Genomic DNA, 14,315 nt, shown 5'->3' with positions numbered 1-14,315 from the left:
GGCAATCCACCTAATTGTCGCGAGTTTGAGTTACATCAAGCCCGGCCGATTCGGTATCAATCGCTGTTACCTATAGTTAAAAAACAATCAACAAGACCGTGGATATGCCACCATGCCTGCAAACAACCTGCCGACCGTATTTGACAGTGATGATTTCATTCGCGCCTGGGCCGTCCAGCGCGGTAAACATGGGGGGTTAAAAGCGTTCATCTACCTGCACGACCCCACCGAGTGCGAACATCACAAAATGGCGGTGATCCATTACGACCGCCCCGGATACCCCGTCGAGAGGGTATTCAAGATTCCGAAGGCCCGGCTATAAGGTGGGCAATGGATGACCGCTGACGCCACCGTCCCGTTATCCACGATGGACTCCCGCCATCAATCCGGTTTTCGATGCCCATGAAATGGCAGGCGGGTCTGCCCTGCGCGCATCCGCCCGAAGAAACATCCCCCATTGACGGGCATTTCTACTGGCATAGCCGTGACCGGCCACCTCCATTACGGGCAGCGCCGGCGCCGGGACGGATTTCCGCCAGGTTGCCGGCTTGCTCTTGTCCGGCCGTGACGGACCACCGCACCTATACTCAACGCGTCAACGAATCGGTTCAGGGAGGACCATCGTGAAGCCTTGCGCCTGCCCCGCCTTGGCGGCCCTTCTGGTTGCACTGTCCTGCGATGCAGGCGAGAAGGTGGTGCTGTACGGGGACGACTCCTACCCTCCGTATGCCTACCTCGAGGATGGCCAGTTCAGAGGCGTCTATGTCGAGCTGCTGCAGGCGGCCGCCAGCAGGATGGCGGAGCGCTACCAGCTGGAACTGGTGCCGACGCCGTGGCGGCGAGGACTGTCGATGCTGGAGAGCGGCGAGGCGTTCGCGCTGTTTCCGCCATACCGTCGGGCGGAGCGTACGTTTATCGACGCCTACTCGATCCCGCTCTACCGCGAACGCGTGGTGGTGGTGTGCAACGACAGGACCATGAGCAAGCCTCGCCAGCGCTTCCCGCGCGACTTCGGCGACGTCACCATCGGCGTCAACGCCGGCTTCGCCCTCTCCGGCGTGCTGGTGGCCGCCCGTCAGAACCACACGGTGCGGATTGACGAGGCGAACGGCAACATAGTAAACCTGCGCAAGCTCGCTCTGAACCGTATCGGCTGCTACGCCAACGACAGCCTGTCGATCCGTTACACGCTGAGGCGCATGAAGAACGATACCCCCCACTTTCCGGAGCTGGATGCACTCACGCTGCACGAGGTGGCGGAACTGTCGGGGGAAGAAGCCTACGTGGGCTTCAGCCGCCGCGCCTCCCCGTCGTTCAAGGCCGATTTCATCAAGCGCCTCGATGCCACCTTGCAGGCGTTGCAGCAGGAAGGCGAAGTCGACCGCATTCTCGCCCGCTACGGGTTTTAGCCCGAGAACGGCCTTGCCCTGCACTGGGCCACCCGCTCACCCCATAAACGGAAAATCGACTGGCGGCTGCCGCCCGCCCACGAGACTGCTGAGTGCGGCGGCCGAGCCGCACGCCATAGTCCAGCCCAGGGTGCCGTGACCGGTGTTGACCCAGAGGTTGGGGTAGCGCAAGCGGCCGATGAAGGGGACCGCGGATGGCGTGACGGGGCGCAGGCCGCTCCAGAATTCGGGTTCGCCCTGATCGTTGAGTTCCGGGAACAGCTCCCGGGTGCGGCGCACCAGCAGGTCACAACGGATGGGGTTCGGGTCGTGATTGAAACCGGCGATCTCGGCGGTACCGGCCACACGCAGGCGGTTTCCCAGCCGGGAGAAGACGATCTTGTATTCGTCGTCGATCAGGCTGACCGTGGGGGCGACACTCGATTCCGACAGGGCAAAGGTGGCCGAGTAGCCCTTGACCGGGTAAACCGGCAGGGAAATGCCCAGCGGGCGCAGCAGCGCCGGGCCGTAGCTCCCCAGCGCCACGACGTAGGCGTCGGCGACGTGGCGCTGCCCGTCAGCGGTCACCGCCGCCGCGATCCTCCCCGGCTCCGCTTCGAGGCGAACCAAAGGTTGGCCGAAGGCAAACTGCACCCCGGCGCGCCGGCAGTGCTCGGCCAGTTGCCGAGTAAACTGGCGGGCGTCGCCCGACTCATCGTCGGCGGCGAAATCGCCCCCGACCAGCCGCTCGCCAAGGGGCGCCAGCGCTGGCTCGAGCTCGAGGCATTGTTCGGCGGAGACCGGGCGCCGTTCGCAGCCGAACTCGCCGAGCAGCCGGGCGGCCTGGATCCCTTTGGCGTATTCGGCGTGGTCGGTGTAGACGTGCAGGATGCCCCGCTCCAGCCGGTCGTACTGGAGTCCGGCCAGCTCGCTGCCCAGCTGTTTCAGGCATTGCCGACTGTAGAGCGCCAGCGCGACGACGTGCCGCATATTCTGCTTGTAGCGGTCGGCACGGCACTCGCGCAGGAAGCGCAGCGTCCAGCCCAGCAAGGCCGGGTCGGCGCGCAAACGGAACAGCAGCGGCGCATCCTCTTTTCCCAGCCAGCGCAGCGCTTTCAGCGGGGCATGGGGATTGGCCCATGGTTCGGCGTGCGAGACCGATATCTGGCCGCCGTTGGCAAAACTGGTTTCCAGTGCCGGCTCGGGCTGGCGCTCGATCACGGTGACGTCATGGCCCTGCCGGGACAGGTACCAGGCGGACGTGACCCCGACGACACCGGCCCCCAGGACGATAATTTTCATGACCCGCTCCTTATATCAATCCGGGTCCGACAGTGCCGGCCCCTCCGCGCGTCCGACCCCGGCCTGCGCCTCGGCCTCGATCTTGGCCAGGGCCGCCGCCGCCCGCTGCAACGCCGGCAACAGCTGCAGCGCCTTGTCCGGCGTCACCCGCAGCACCGGCGCCTGAATCGCTATCCCGGTGTTGGACTTGCCCCCCGGCGTCGGCACCAGCACTGCCAGGCAGAACAGCCCCGGCAGGAATTCCTCGTCGTCGCAGGCGTAGCCGTCCCGCTTCACCCGCTCGATCTCCCGCTCCAGCGCCGCCAGGTCGGTCAGCGTCTTCGCGGTGTAGCGTTCCAGCGGCACGTGTTCCAGCAGCCGGCGCCGCTGGCTCGGGCTCATCTGTGCCAGAAACAGCTTGCCGCTCGCCGAGCAGTGCGCCGGCACCCGCGAGCCGGGGTGCAGGTAGAAGCGCAGCGGCGCCGGGGTTTCCACCCGGTCCAGGTACAGCACTTCGCTGCCCGACAGCGCGGTGATGTTGCAGCTTTCCCCCACTTCTTCCACCAGCTGGCGCAGCACCGCGTGGCGCGCGCCGTGCACGGTGTTGTTGAGCAGCAGGTTCTCGGCCATGCGCCGCAGCCGCACCCCGGTGCTGTAGTGCCGCCCGTCGCCGTCGCGTTGCAGCATCCCGGCGCTTTCCAGTTGCTGCAGCATGCGGTGCAGCGTCGGCTTGGGCAGCCCGGTTTCTTCCACCAGTCCTTGCAGGCTGAAGAACTGGTCCTTTTCGGCGATCACTTCCAACAGCGCGAACAGCCGCAGCGTCGGCGTGTCGCCGTCGAGCCGGCCCGGTTCGCTCTTCGGGGTCTGTGCTGTGTCGTTCATGGCGTTTCCATCATAGTTCAGTTTCTGTTTTTGATACAACAAGTATCGTTTTACGTAATTTCTTGTTGACTTGCCGCGAGCAGCCTCCTAGAGTTGAGTCGTGTCTCACATATCGGAATCTTTCGTACCGGTTTTGAGATAATACCCACAGGAGACTAGTCAGCATGAGCGAGCAAGCCAACCGTACGGTGCCCGTCGGCCCCACCAAGATGACCCCTTCCGAAGCCTTCGTCGAAACCATGGTGGCCAATGGCGTGACCGATATGTTCGGCATCATGGGGTCGGCCTTCATGGATGCCATGGATATCTTCGCCCCCGCCGGCATCCGTTTGATCCCGGTGGTCCACGAGCAGGGCGCCGCCCACATGGCGGATGGCTTTTCCCGCGTGTCCGGCCGCCACGGCGTGGTGATCGGCCAGAACGGCCCGGGCATCAGCAACTGCGTCACCGCCATCGCCGCCGCGTACTGGGCACACAGCCCGGTGGTGATCGTGACCCCGGAGACCGGCACCATGACCATGGGTCTGGGCGGATTCCAGGAGTGTAACCAGTTGCCGATGTTCCAGGAATTCACCAAGTACCAGGGACATGTCACGCACCCGGCCCGCATGGCCGAGTACACCGGCCGTTGCTTCGACCGCGCCATGAGCGAGATGGGCCCGACCCAGCTCAATATCCCGCGCGATTATTTCTACGGCGAGATCACCGCCGAGATTCCGCAGCCGGCGCGTCTGGATCGCGGTGCCGGTGGCGAGCAGAGCCTGAACGAGGCGGCGGAGTTGCTGGCGCAGGCCAAGTTTCCGGTGATCATTTCCGGCGGCGGCGTGGTGATGGGCGATGCCGTCGAGGAGTGTAAGGCCTTGGCGGAGCGCCTGGGGGCGCCGGTGGTGAACAGCTACCTGCACAACGATTCGTTCCCGGCCAGCCATCCGCTGTGGTGCGGTCCGCTGGGCTATCAGGGCTCGAAGGCGGCGATGAAGCTGATGGCGCAGGCCGACGTGGTGGTGGCGCTGGGGTCGCGCCTGGGGCCGTTCGGCACGCTGCCGCAGCATGGCATGGATTACTGGCCGAAGAACGCGAAGATCATCCAGATCGACGCCGACAACAAGATGCTGGGCCTGGTGAAGAAGATTTCGGTGGGCATTTGCGGCGATGCCAAGGCGGCGGCGGTGGCGCTGACGCAGCGTCTGGCCAACCGCACCCTGGCCTGCGATGCGACCCGTGCCGAGCGGGGCGACAAGATCGCCACCGAGAAGGCGGCCTGGGAGAAGGAGTTGGACGAGTGGACGCACGAGCGCGATGCCTTCAGCCTCGACATGATCGACCAGAACGCCCAGGAGCGCACCTTCAACGGCGGCCACTACCTGCATCCGCGCCAGGTGTTGCGCGAGCTGGAGAAGGCGATGCCGGAGGATGTGATGGTATCGACCGATATCGGCAACATCAATTCGGTGGCCAACAGTTACCTGCGCTTCGAGAAGCCGCGCAGTTTCTTCGCCGCGATGAGTTTCGGCAATTGCGGCTACGCCTTCCCGACCATCATCGGCGCCAAGGTGGCGGCACCGCATCGCCCGGCGGTGTCCTACGCCGGTGACGGTGCCTGGGGCATGAGCCTGATGGAGACGATGACCTGCGTGCGTCACAACATCCCGGTGACCGCCGTGGTGTTCCACAACCGCCAGTGGGGTGCCGAGAAGAAGAACCAGGTCGACTTCTACAACCGCCGCTTCGTTGCCGGCGAACTCGACAACCAGAGCTTCGCCGAGATCGCCCGCGCCATGGGCGCCGAAGGCATCACCGTGGACCGCCTCGAGGACGTCGGCCCGGCCCTGAAGAAGGCCATCGACCTGCAGATGAACCACGGCAAGACCTGCATCATCGAGATCATGTGCACCCGCGAGCTGGGTGACCCGTTCCGTCGCGATGCGCTGTCCAAGCCGGTCCGCTTCCTCGATAAGTACAAGGATTATGTATGAGCAAACGGGACGCGCTCTGGTCTGACCGCCGGGGCGCCTCCCATGGCAATGACTTCGACCCTTTCATCCTCCTACTCAATCCATGTTGAGTGTTAGCCGGGGCTCTGGCGTCCCTCGCGCCTGGGTTCCGGCCCTTTTTTCCCTTGCCGGGAATGGTTTTATCAGGAGTCCCCACCATGAGAGCACTCACCCGCATCATTGAGCAGGCCCGCCACGCCCCCGCCCGGATCGCCCTTTCCGAAGGTGAGGACCCTCGTGTCCTCGATGCCGCGGTACGGGCCACGCGCGAGGGCATCGCCCGTATCGTGCTGGTCGGCGACCGCGCCGCCATCGCGGCGCTGGCTCAACAACGCGGTCTCGACCTGAGCGGCATCGATTTTCACGACCCCGCCGACGCCCCGTTGCAGGCGGAGCTGGCACAGACTCTGTTCGAGCTGCGCCAGCACAAGGGCATGACGCGCGAACAGGCCGACAGCGCCGCGCGCGACCCGCTGGTCTGCGCCAACCTGCTGGTGAAAACCGGGCGGGCCGACGGCACGGTCTCCGGCGCGGTACGCACCACCGCCGACGTAGTTCGCACCGCGATCCAGGTCATTGGCGTGCAGCCTTCCTTCAAGCTGGTTTCCAGCTTTTTCCTGATGATGCTGTGCGAGCCGTTCCACTCGCTCAAGGGCGGGCTGATTTTTTCCGATTGCGGCCTGGTGGTGGACCCGAGCGCCAGCGAACTGGCCGACATCGCCTTGGCCGCAGCCGACAGCGCGCGCCAGCTGCTGATGGAAGAGCCACGCGTGGCCATGCTGTCGTTCTCCACCAACGGCAGCGCCAAGCATGCGGCGGTGGACAAGGTGGCGCAGGCCGCCGCCCAGGTCAAGGCGCAGCGCCCCGAGCTCGCCATCGACGGCGACGTACAGCTCGATGCGGCCATCGTGGCGGAGATCGCCAACCGCAAGCTGCCGGACTCGCAGGTCAAGGGCAAGGCCAACGTGCTGATCTTCCCCAATCTGGAAGCGGGCAACATCGGCTACAAGTTGGCCGAAAGAGTGGGCGGCGCGGTGGCCATCGGGCCGCTGCTGCAAGGCCTGGCCAAACCGGCCAACGACCTGTCGCGCGGCTGCAGCGCCGACGACGTGTTCCACGTCATCGCGGTGACGGTGGTGCAGGCGCACGCCGCCCGCGAGACGGCCACAGCGGGCTAGACCGCCCGTCGACCCGCCGCCAGGACACGCCCATGCACCTCGACACCCTCCTCGCCCTGCTGGCCACCATCGCCGCCGGCACCTATTTCCAGACCGTCACCGGCTTCGGACTGGGCATGATCGTGATGGGCGCCACCAGCGGCTTCGCCTTGGCCCCGGTGCCGGTCGCGGCGGCAGTGGTCAGCATGGTGACGCTGGTCAACAGCGCGGTAGCGCTGCGCGGCAAGTGGCACCTGATCGATTGGCGCGCCGCGCGCGCGGTGCTGCTGGGGGTGCTGCCGTCGATCCTGGCCGGGGTCGTGCTGCTCAACTACCTCAGCAGTTCCGCCTCACTCCTGCTGGAATTCCTGCTGGGCGGCGCCATCACCTACAGCGGCATCGTGTTCGCTCTGCGTCCCACGCAGCTGGCACAGCGCTCGCCCGATCGCAGCTTCTTCGTCAGCGGGCTGTTTTCCGGGCTGTTCGGCGGGCTGTTCGGCATGGCCGGGCCGCCGGTGATCTTTCACTTCTACCGCCAGCCGATGGAGTTGGCGGCGGTGCGCAGCATGCTGCTCCTGGTGTTTGCCTTCACCTCGGGCACCCGCACCCTGTTCGTGGCGAGCCAGGGCGAACTGTCGGCGCCGGTCTGGCTGCTGACCGGCTTATCGATGCTGTTGGCTGCCTTCGTCACCCTGCTTGGGCGCCGCTACCCGCCGCCGGTCGCCCCGGCGACGATGCGCCGCATCGCCTTCTGCATCCTGCTGCTGATCGGGGTCAGCCTGATGCTCAGCGCCCTGCCCGCGCTGCTCGGGTCAGGAGGCGCCGGAACTGCCCTACCCGGCCGGCCGTGACCTCATCCCCCAACCAAACCAACAAGAAGCTCTCGATATGAAGATCTCACACAAGGCCGGCCTCGCTGGCGCCGCCGTTCTGTTTCTCACCGTCAGCCTGCTGTCGCTGGTGCAAGTGAGCCAGCTGCGCACCAGCCTGCGTTCGCAGGCCGAATCCAGCATCGCCCAGGCTGGCAACGCGCTGGCGCGCCAGATTGAAAACGGCCTCAACGCCAAGCTGCAGCTGATCGACCTGATGGCCCAGAGCATCGACGCCGACTTCCGCCCCGAGCAGATTCAGCAGGTCTTCGACCGACCTTTGCTGAAAGAACAGTTCCTGCTGGTCTTCGGCGGCTTGGACAGCGACGGAAAGCGCCTCACCAACGACCCGAAATGGAACCCGCCCGGCTGGGACGCGCGCCAGCGGCCGTGGTATGCCGTGGCACGCCAGGCGCAGCGGGCGGTGCTCACCGAACCCTACGCCGACGCCGCCACCGGCGAGATCCTGATCTCCGCGGTGGCGAAACTCAGCGACCATGGCCGCTTCATGGGGGCGTTCGGCGGCGACTTGAGCCTGCAAGGCATCGCCGCCGCCGTCAACGCGCTCGACTTCAACGACGCCGGCTACGCCTTCCTATTGGCAGGGGACGGCAAGATCATCTCGCACCCCGACGCCAAGCTGAACGGCCAGCCCTACAGCCGGCTGTTCGACGGACAACGCCCCGCACTGACGCCGGCACTGACCGCGGTCAACGGCGCGCGACGGCAACTGGTCTCCTTCGTGCCGCTCAGCGGCCTGCACGGCATGCACTGGTACCTGGGTGTGGTGCTCGACGAAGCCGCGCTGATGCGCGAGGCCGACGCCGCCAGCCAGCGTGCGCTGGTGGGCGCGATCATTGGCGTGGCGCTCAGCCTGCTGGTGCTGGGCGTCCTGATGGGACGGCTGCTGTCGCCCTTGCAGCGGCTGCATCACGCCCTGCAGGACATCAACCGTGGCGAGGGCGACCTGACGCGCCGCCTGCCGGCCACGGGCAAGGACGAAGTCGCGCTGCTCTCGGCCGAATTCAACGGCTTCGTGCAGCACCTGCAAACCCTGATCGGCAACGTGATGAACAGCGCCGCGCAGGTGCGCCAGACCAGCACGGCCACCTCCAGTCAGGCGCAATCCGCCTCCGAGCGGCTGTACCTGCAACTGCAGGAGCTCGATCAACTGGCCCATACCATGAACGACATGAACGGCGCCGCCGAGGCCGTGGCGGAGCACGCCGAGGTGGCGGCCCGCGCCGTCGAAACCGCCAACGTTGAAACCGAGCACGGCGTAGCGGTGGTATCGCGCACCACCAGCACGATCCAGCTGCTGGCCGACAAGCTGGGCGAGACTGGACTCTCCATCAACCAGCTGGTGCTGCTCAGCCGCCACATCGAGTCGATCCTGACCAAGATCGCCGGCATCGCCGACCAGACCAATCTGCTGGCGCTCAATGCGGCCATCGAGGCGGCACGGGCGGGCGAGGCCGGACGCGGCTTTGCCGTGGTCGCCGACGAGGTGCGCACCCTCGCCTCGCTGACCCAGAGTTCGACCGCCGAGATCCGCGACATCATCGAGCAGTTGCAAAACGGCGTGAAACGCGCCGAGAGCAGCATGCTGCAATGCAGCCACACCGCCAAGCAGACCGTCGACGACGCCGCCAGCGCCAACGACATCCTGGGGCGCATCCGTGACGCGATCACGCGCATCAACGACATGAACCTGCACATCGCCAAAGTCGCCAAGGAGCAAAGCATGGCCACGCGCGAACTGAGCCGGCGCACCGACGGCATCCGCGACATCAGCCACGCCGTGGCACAGGGGGCGGCGACGCAGCTGGATCACTGCCAGGTGATGGTCGAGCAGGTGGGGCAGCAGGATGCGTTGCTGGAGCGTTTCAAGGTCTGATCCCCCGCCGCCGTAATAGCCGAGAGCCGGCGACGGGGGTGTTGCCGCGAAGAGGCCGGGAGCCGGGTGCAGCCTGACGTCAGGCTCGTGATCCGGCCCCCCTGTCTTGCAGCAGGCATGCAGGGGAAGTGAGCCCGGTTGCCGACGGCAACCGGGCGACTGTTCAGGCCGGCTCGCTCAGACGCCAGTCGTTGTCGGCAGGCAGAAACGCTTCCACCGCAGCGGTGGCGATGATATGGGTGGTGCCCTGCTCCGGGTCATGCACGTTGAGGCCGCCGAACACCGCCGTCACCTCGGCCCGTCCACGCGGCAAGGTGGCGGCGACAGCGGCGGTGTCGACCTGGTCCGGCTCCTGCACGCCGATGGTGACCTGCACCCGCATGGTGCGGTGGTCATAGCCCAGCGAGCGGAACAGAATGATCGACGAATGATGCAGCGCGTCCTGCACCGCGCGGCAGGCGGCCTTGGTGTAGTCGCCGCCATAGAGGTCGTTACCGGACCCCATTTCCAGGATGATGCGCTTCTCAGCCATGTGCCGGCTCCATATCAAAGGACACGATGATCGCGGCGTGAGCGATCACGCTCAGGCCATCGCTGCCGTGCTTGGGCACGTCCAGGCCGCCCCTCACCACGGTGATCGACGGCGTGCCGTAGGGGAACAGCCCGACCAGCGCCTCGCAGTCGACCTCCTCCGGCCGCTGGATGCCGATCTCGACGTCGATGATCATCGCCGTCTTGGGAAAGCCGAAAAACTCGGCCACGTTCAGCGAATTGCGCCACAGCGCATCGCGGATCGCGCGCGCCGCGGCCTCGGTGTAATTGCGGCTGCGGATTGACGTCCCCATGCCGAACTCCACCACCATTCTGGTTTTTGCCATGGTTCACCTGTTCCGTTTCTGCTCACTGCGCCGCATAACGGCGGATCATGAAATGTTTGGTAGTCGGCTCGAGCACTTCCCAGTAGCCGCGAAAGCCGTTCGGGATCAGGAACGCATCGCCGGTCTTGAACGCCTGGGCGCTGCCGTCCGCCGCGATCAGGCGCACGTGCCCGGATATGATGTAGCAGAACTCGTCGCGGTCGGTGAACGCGTGCCATTTGCCGGGAGTGCTGCGCCAGGTGCCGGCGATCACCTCGCCGTTCGCGCTCTCGAACTGCAACACGGTCTGATGATGCGGGTCGCCCTCGACCACGCGGTCGGGAAGATTCGCCAGGCGCTGCTCGGAGCGCTGGCCTGCGTCCTTGTCAAAATCGATTACCTTGATAGTCATGGTCAGTGTCTGGTCAGGTTGAAGAATCGGGGAAAGACCACTCAGCGCCGGTGTCGCCCGCCGATGAGCTGCACGATCTCGAAGAACAGTGCGTTGTCGAGCGCCTGGCTCATGTCAGTCGCCAGGCAGCGACGGTAGAACGGGCTCAGGTCTAGGCCAACGCCAAGGCCGAGTATCTCCACCTGCCCCTGCTGTTCGCGCCGGGCGACGACGTCCTTGAGATGGTTGTCGAGATAGAAGGCATCGTTGGCGAGCCCGGTGGCGCTGTCGGCGGGACTGCCGTCGGAAATCACGATCAGGAGGCGCCGCTGCGCGCTGCGCGCCAGCAGGCGGTTGCAGGCCCAGTCGACCGCCTCGCCGTCGATTCCCTCGCGGAACAGGTCGGCCTTGAGCAACGCCGCGATGTCACGGCGCGCGCGCCGCCAGCTGCGCTCAGCGTCCTTGAATACCAGGTGGCAAACTTCGTTGAGCCGCCCCGGATGGCGTGGCCGCCCGCGGCTCATCCACTCGCGGTAGGGACGGCCGCCATTCCAGGCGGCGGTGGTGAAACCGAGCAGCTCGGTGCTGACGCCGGCCATCTCGAGCGCGCGCAACAGGATGTCCACCAGGGTCGCCACCGATTCGACGTGCGTCTTCATCGAGCCCGAGCAATCCACCAGCACGCTCACCTGGCAGTCCGCCGCCGGCTTGAACTGCTCGCGGCGGAACAGGCGGCGCTCGCCCGGCGAGGTGATCAGCTGGGACAGGCGGCGGCCATCCACCTGACCTTCCTCCTCGCCGAAGCGCCAGCCGTCGCGGCGCGGCTCGGCGAGCACGGCCCCGAGCAGGCGCGCCAGACGCGGAACATTGACGCCCTGGGCGGCGACGCGCCGGTCGAGGCGCTCGCGGTACTCCTCCAGCAGCGCCTTGCGCACCTGCGCGCCGGCGGCCAGCTCGACATCGTAGCGGGTGGTATAGACGCGGTAGGCCTGCTCCGCCTCGACAAACACCTTGCTGGCGCCACTGACGGCGGCGGCGATGCCGTCGCCCCCCTCGTCCTGGTCAAAGTCGAGCAGCAGCGCGAAAGCGGCACGGGCGTCGCCCTCGGCCTCCTCGCCGGCCTCGCCCTCCCCCGGCTGAGCGCGCTTGGCGCGCACCTTGTCGCCGACGATGCGGGCGATCTCCAGCGCGTGCGGGGCGAACGCGGCCTGGTCGTGGCGCTGGCGGCGGATGCCTGCCAGCGCGCTGCCCAGCGCCGACACCAGGGACCAGCGGGTGCTCTCGATGTAATCCTCGGTTTCGTGCAGCACCGGCAGCGCGTTGAGGCGCGACCAGCACATCTGCGCCACGGTGTAGAGCAGGATGCCGGCCTCACCCTCGGTCAGCCCGGAACGATAAAACGCGCGCGACCAGTCCTCGAAGCGCCGGCGCAGGTTGCCGGCCATGCCCGGCATGTCGGTCGGCGCCAGGGTCTCGACACGCAGCTGTTCCAGCAGCTCGAAGACCAGACGATCGATCGGCTCCTCCGGGCACAGGCTGCGGTGCAGCGCGGCATCGGAATACTGTAGGCGCAGCGCCATGCCGTCGGCCGCTGCCCGGCAGGCCACGAAGTCGTCGGCGCCGGGGTCGACGCGCAGGTGGGGCGCGTGCACCGGCAGCGCCCGCGTCGCGCGATGCAGCCGGCCGCCGCGGTAGTGCAGCGCCGCATCGCCGGTCAGCGCGCGGAGCGCCGCCGCGCACAGCTCCTCGACCTGCTGCTGCCGCTGGGCGTTCTGCTGCTGGCTGGCCATTACTGCGCTCCCGCCGTGAGCATCCAGGATTCGTCCAGTTCGACGCCGAAACAGCGCTGGTAGTACTCGGCGACGATGGGGCGCTCGGCCTCGTCGCACTTGTTGAGGAAGGACAGGCGGAAGGCCAGTGCCGGGTTGCGGAAAATTTCGCAGTTTTCCGCCCAGCTGATGATGGTACGCGGCGACATCAGCGTCGACAGGTCGCCGGCGGCAAAGCCTTTTCGCGTCAACTCCGCCACCGCCACCATCGACGCCACCAGCTTGCGCCCTTGCTCGTGGTCCTTGGCTGGCACGCGCGCCAGCACGATAGCCATCTCTTCCTCGCGCGACAGGTAGTTGAGCGTGGCGACGATGTTCCAGCGGTCGATCTGGGCGTGGTTCAGCACCTGGGTGCCGTGGTACAGCCCGGACAGGTTGCCGAGCCCCACCGTGTTGGAGGTGGCGAACAGGCGGAAATACGGGTGCGGCCGGATCACCCGGCTCTGATCGAGCAGGGTGAACTTGCCGTCGCGCTCGAGAATGCGCTGGATCACGAACATCACGTCGGGGCGGCCGGCATCATACTCGTCAAAGATCAGCGCCACCGGGCGCTGCAGCGCCCACGGCACGATGCCTTCCTGGAATTCGGTCACCTGCAGGCCGTCGCGCAGCACGATGGTGTCGCGCCCGACCAGGTCAAGGCGGCTGATGTGGCCGTCCAGGTTGACGCGCACGCACGGCCAGTTGAGGCGCGCCGCAACCTGCTCGATATGCGTGGACTTGCCGGTACCGTGCAGCCCCTGCACCATCACGCGGCGGTCGCGGGTAAAGCCGGCGAGAATCGCCAGCGTCACGTCCGGGTTGAAACGATAGGCCTCGTCGACCTCGGGCACGTGGTCGTCGCGCTCGCTGAAGGCGGGCACTTTCAGGTCGGAATCGATGCCGAACACCTCGCGCACCGAGACCTTGCGGTCGGGCTGAATCTGGTTGATGTCTGTCACGGAAGCTCTCCAGTGGTTGCCGCGGCGTGCTGCGCGGCGTGGGTCAAATAATCGTCAACCTCTGGCGCTCCCGTGCAGGTCCGGCTTCAGCCGGTCTCGCCCTGCGGCGGGGCCAGAGCATTCGCGCCGGGACACCCCCGGCCGGCCGGAAGATGCAGCATCATTCGCCCTCCCGTGCCTCGGGCATGGCCTCGGCCTCGATCTTGGCCAGGGCCGCCGCCGCCCGCTGCAACGCCGGCAACAGCTGCAGCGCCTTGTCCGGCGTCACCCGCAGCACCGGCGCCTGAATCGCTATCCCGGTGTTGGACTTGCCCCCCGGCGTCGGCACCAGCACTGCCAGGCAGAACAGCCCCGGCAGGAATTCCTCGTCGTCGCAGGCGTAGCCGTCCCGCTTCACCCGCTCGATCTCCCGCTCCAGCGCCGCCAGGTCGGTCAGCGTCTTCGCGGTGTAGCGTTCCAGCGGCACGTGTTCCAGCAGCCGGCGCCGCTGGCTCGGGCTCATCTGTGCCAGAAACAGCTTGCCGCTCGCCGAGCAGTGCGCCGGCACCCGCGAGCCGGGGTGCAGGTAGAAGCGCAGCGGCGCCGGGGTTTCCACCCGGTCCAGGTACAGCACTTCGCTGCCCGACAGCGCGGTGATGTTGCAGCTTTCCCCCACTTCTTCCACCAGCTGGCGCAGCACCGCGTGGCGCGCGCCGTGCACGGTGTTGTTGAGCAGCAGGTTCTCGGCCATGCGCCGCAGCCGCACCCCGGTGCTGTAGTGCCGCCCGTCGCCGTCGCGTTGCAGCATCCCGGCGCTTTCCAGTTGCTGCAGCATGCGGTGCAGCGTCGG

General features: G+C 66.6%; 14 protein-coding genes. 6 read left to right on the top strand and 8 right to left on the bottom strand.

Features of this window, described 5'->3' with window-relative positions:
• Positions 1-112: 112 nt before the first annotated feature.
• Positions 113-322 (top strand): hypothetical protein, encoded by a 210-nt coding sequence (locus FURADRAFT_RS09335; protein ID WP_008953889.1) that lies wholly within the window; start codon positions 113-115, stop codon positions 320-322.
• 301 nt (positions 323-623) lie between these two features.
• Complete coding sequence (locus FURADRAFT_RS09330) at positions 624-1,409, top strand: substrate-binding periplasmic protein (protein WP_008953888.1); 786 nt, start codon at positions 624-626, stop codon at positions 1,407-1,409.
• A gap of 36 nt (positions 1,410-1,445) precedes the next feature.
• Here FURADRAFT_RS09330 and FURADRAFT_RS09325 read toward each other — a convergent pair whose 3' ends face one another.
• Both FURADRAFT_RS09325 and FURADRAFT_RS09320 read right to left on the bottom strand, forming a co-directional pair.
• Positions 1,446-2,690 (bottom strand): D-amino acid dehydrogenase, encoded by a 1,245-nt coding sequence (locus tag FURADRAFT_RS09325; protein WP_008953887.1) that lies wholly within the window; start codon positions 2,688-2,690, stop codon positions 1,446-1,448.
• 15 nt (positions 2,691-2,705) lie between these two features.
• Positions 2,706-3,551: an IclR family transcriptional regulator gene (locus FURADRAFT_RS09320; RefSeq protein WP_008953886.1), complete on the bottom strand. Its 846-nt coding sequence runs from the start codon at positions 3,549-3,551 to the stop codon at positions 2,706-2,708.
• Positions 3,552-3,715: 164 nt separating this feature from the next.
• On the opposite strand from FURADRAFT_RS09320, the gene xsc reads away from it, so the two are divergent.
• From xsc to FURADRAFT_RS09300, 4 genes are all read left to right on the top strand, one after another.
• A complete protein-coding gene (xsc, locus tag FURADRAFT_RS09315; protein WP_008953885.1) occupies positions 3,716-5,527 on the top strand; it encodes a sulfoacetaldehyde acetyltransferase in 1,812 nt (603 codons plus the stop codon).
• A 176-nt stretch (positions 5,528-5,703) separates the two neighbouring features.
• Positions 5,704-6,723 carry a phosphate acetyltransferase gene (pta, locus tag FURADRAFT_RS09310; protein ID WP_008953883.1) on the top strand — a complete coding sequence of 340 codons (1,020 nt, stop codon included), beginning with the start codon at positions 5,704-5,706 and terminating at the stop codon, positions 6,721-6,723.
• A gap of 32 nt (positions 6,724-6,755) precedes the next feature.
• Positions 6,756-7,553, top strand: coding sequence for a sulfite exporter TauE/SafE family protein (locus tag FURADRAFT_RS09305; protein WP_008953882.1), 798 nt, complete (start codon positions 6,756-6,758; stop codon positions 7,551-7,553).
• Between the two features lie 37 nt (positions 7,554-7,590).
• Entirely contained in the window at positions 7,591-9,468 is a 1,878-nt protein-coding gene (locus tag FURADRAFT_RS09300) for a methyl-accepting chemotaxis protein (RefSeq protein WP_008953881.1), read from the top strand.
• A gap of 163 nt (positions 9,469-9,631) precedes the next feature.
• Here the strand turns inward: FURADRAFT_RS09300 and FURADRAFT_RS09295 are convergent, their stop codons facing one another.
• The 6 genes from FURADRAFT_RS09295 to FURADRAFT_RS09270 all read right to left on the bottom strand — a co-directional run.
• Positions 9,632-10,000 carry a Lin0512 family protein gene (locus tag FURADRAFT_RS09295; protein WP_008953880.1) on the bottom strand — a complete coding sequence of 123 codons (369 nt, stop codon included), beginning with the start codon at positions 9,998-10,000 and terminating at the stop codon, positions 9,632-9,634.
• Positions 9,993-10,346, bottom strand: coding sequence for a Lin0512 family protein (locus FURADRAFT_RS09290; protein ID WP_008953879.1), 354 nt, complete (start codon positions 10,344-10,346; stop codon positions 9,993-9,995). The genes FURADRAFT_RS09295 and FURADRAFT_RS09290 overlap by 8 nt, the downstream gene beginning before the upstream one ends.
• Positions 10,347-10,368: 22 nt before the next feature.
• Entirely contained in the window at positions 10,369-10,737 is a 369-nt protein-coding gene (locus tag FURADRAFT_RS09285) for a cupin domain-containing protein (RefSeq protein ID WP_008953878.1), read from the bottom strand.
• Between the two features lie 41 nt (positions 10,738-10,778).
• Positions 10,779-12,506 (bottom strand): cobaltochelatase CobT-related protein, encoded by a 1,728-nt coding sequence (locus FURADRAFT_RS09280; protein ID WP_008953877.1) that lies wholly within the window; start codon positions 12,504-12,506, stop codon positions 10,779-10,781.
• Positions 12,506-13,486, bottom strand: coding sequence for an AAA family ATPase (locus FURADRAFT_RS09275; RefSeq protein WP_008953876.1), 981 nt, complete (start codon positions 13,484-13,486; stop codon positions 12,506-12,508). Before FURADRAFT_RS09275 ends, FURADRAFT_RS09280 begins: the two co-directional genes overlap by 1 nt.
• A 160-nt stretch (positions 13,487-13,646) precedes the next feature.
• Positions 13,647-14,315: IclR family transcriptional regulator (locus FURADRAFT_RS09270; protein ID WP_008953875.1), on the bottom strand; the 669-nt coding region annotated here is incomplete at its 5' end.

Source organism: Pseudogulbenkiania ferrooxidans 2002, from assembly GCF_000174355.1.
GTDB lineage: Bacteria > Pseudomonadota > Gammaproteobacteria > Burkholderiales > Chromobacteriaceae > Pseudogulbenkiania > Pseudogulbenkiania ferrooxidans.
This window is presented reverse-complemented; position numbering and strand designations above follow the sequence as displayed.

Bases quoted from the DNA above. Each gene is read 5' to 3' on its own strand.
- FURADRAFT_RS09335 (WP_008953889.1), top strand. From the start codon at position 113: ATGCCTGCAAACAACCTGCCGACCGTATTTGACAGTGATGATTTCATT.
- FURADRAFT_RS09325 (WP_008953887.1), bottom strand. From the start codon at position 2,690: ATGAAAATTATCGTCCTGGGGGCCGGTGTCGTCGGGGTCACGTCCGCC.
- FURADRAFT_RS09320 (WP_008953886.1), bottom strand. From the start codon at position 3,551: ATGAACGACACAGCACAGACCCCGAAGAGCGAACCGGGCCGGCTCGAC.
- xsc (WP_008953885.1), top strand. From the start codon at position 3,716: ATGAGCGAGCAAGCCAACCGTACGGTGCCCGTCGGCCCCACCAAGATG.
- pta (WP_008953883.1), top strand. From the start codon at position 5,704: ATGAGAGCACTCACCCGCATCATTGAGCAGGCCCGCCACGCCCCCGCC.
- FURADRAFT_RS09305 (WP_008953882.1), top strand. From the start codon at position 6,756: ATGCACCTCGACACCCTCCTCGCCCTGCTGGCCACCATCGCCGCCGGC.
- FURADRAFT_RS09300 (WP_008953881.1), top strand. From the start codon at position 7,591: ATGAAGATCTCACACAAGGCCGGCCTCGCTGGCGCCGCCGTTCTGTTT.
- FURADRAFT_RS09295 (WP_008953880.1), bottom strand. From the start codon at position 10,000: ATGGCTGAGAAGCGCATCATCCTGGAAATGGGGTCCGGTAACGACCTC.
- FURADRAFT_RS09290 (WP_008953879.1), bottom strand. From the start codon at position 10,346: ATGGCAAAAACCAGAATGGTGGTGGAGTTCGGCATGGGGACGTCAATC.
- FURADRAFT_RS09285 (WP_008953878.1), bottom strand. From the start codon at position 10,737: ATGACTATCAAGGTAATCGATTTTGACAAGGACGCAGGCCAGCGCTCC.
- FURADRAFT_RS09280 (WP_008953877.1), bottom strand. From the start codon at position 12,506: ATGGCCAGCCAGCAGCAGAACGCCCAGCGGCAGCAGCAGGTCGAGGAG.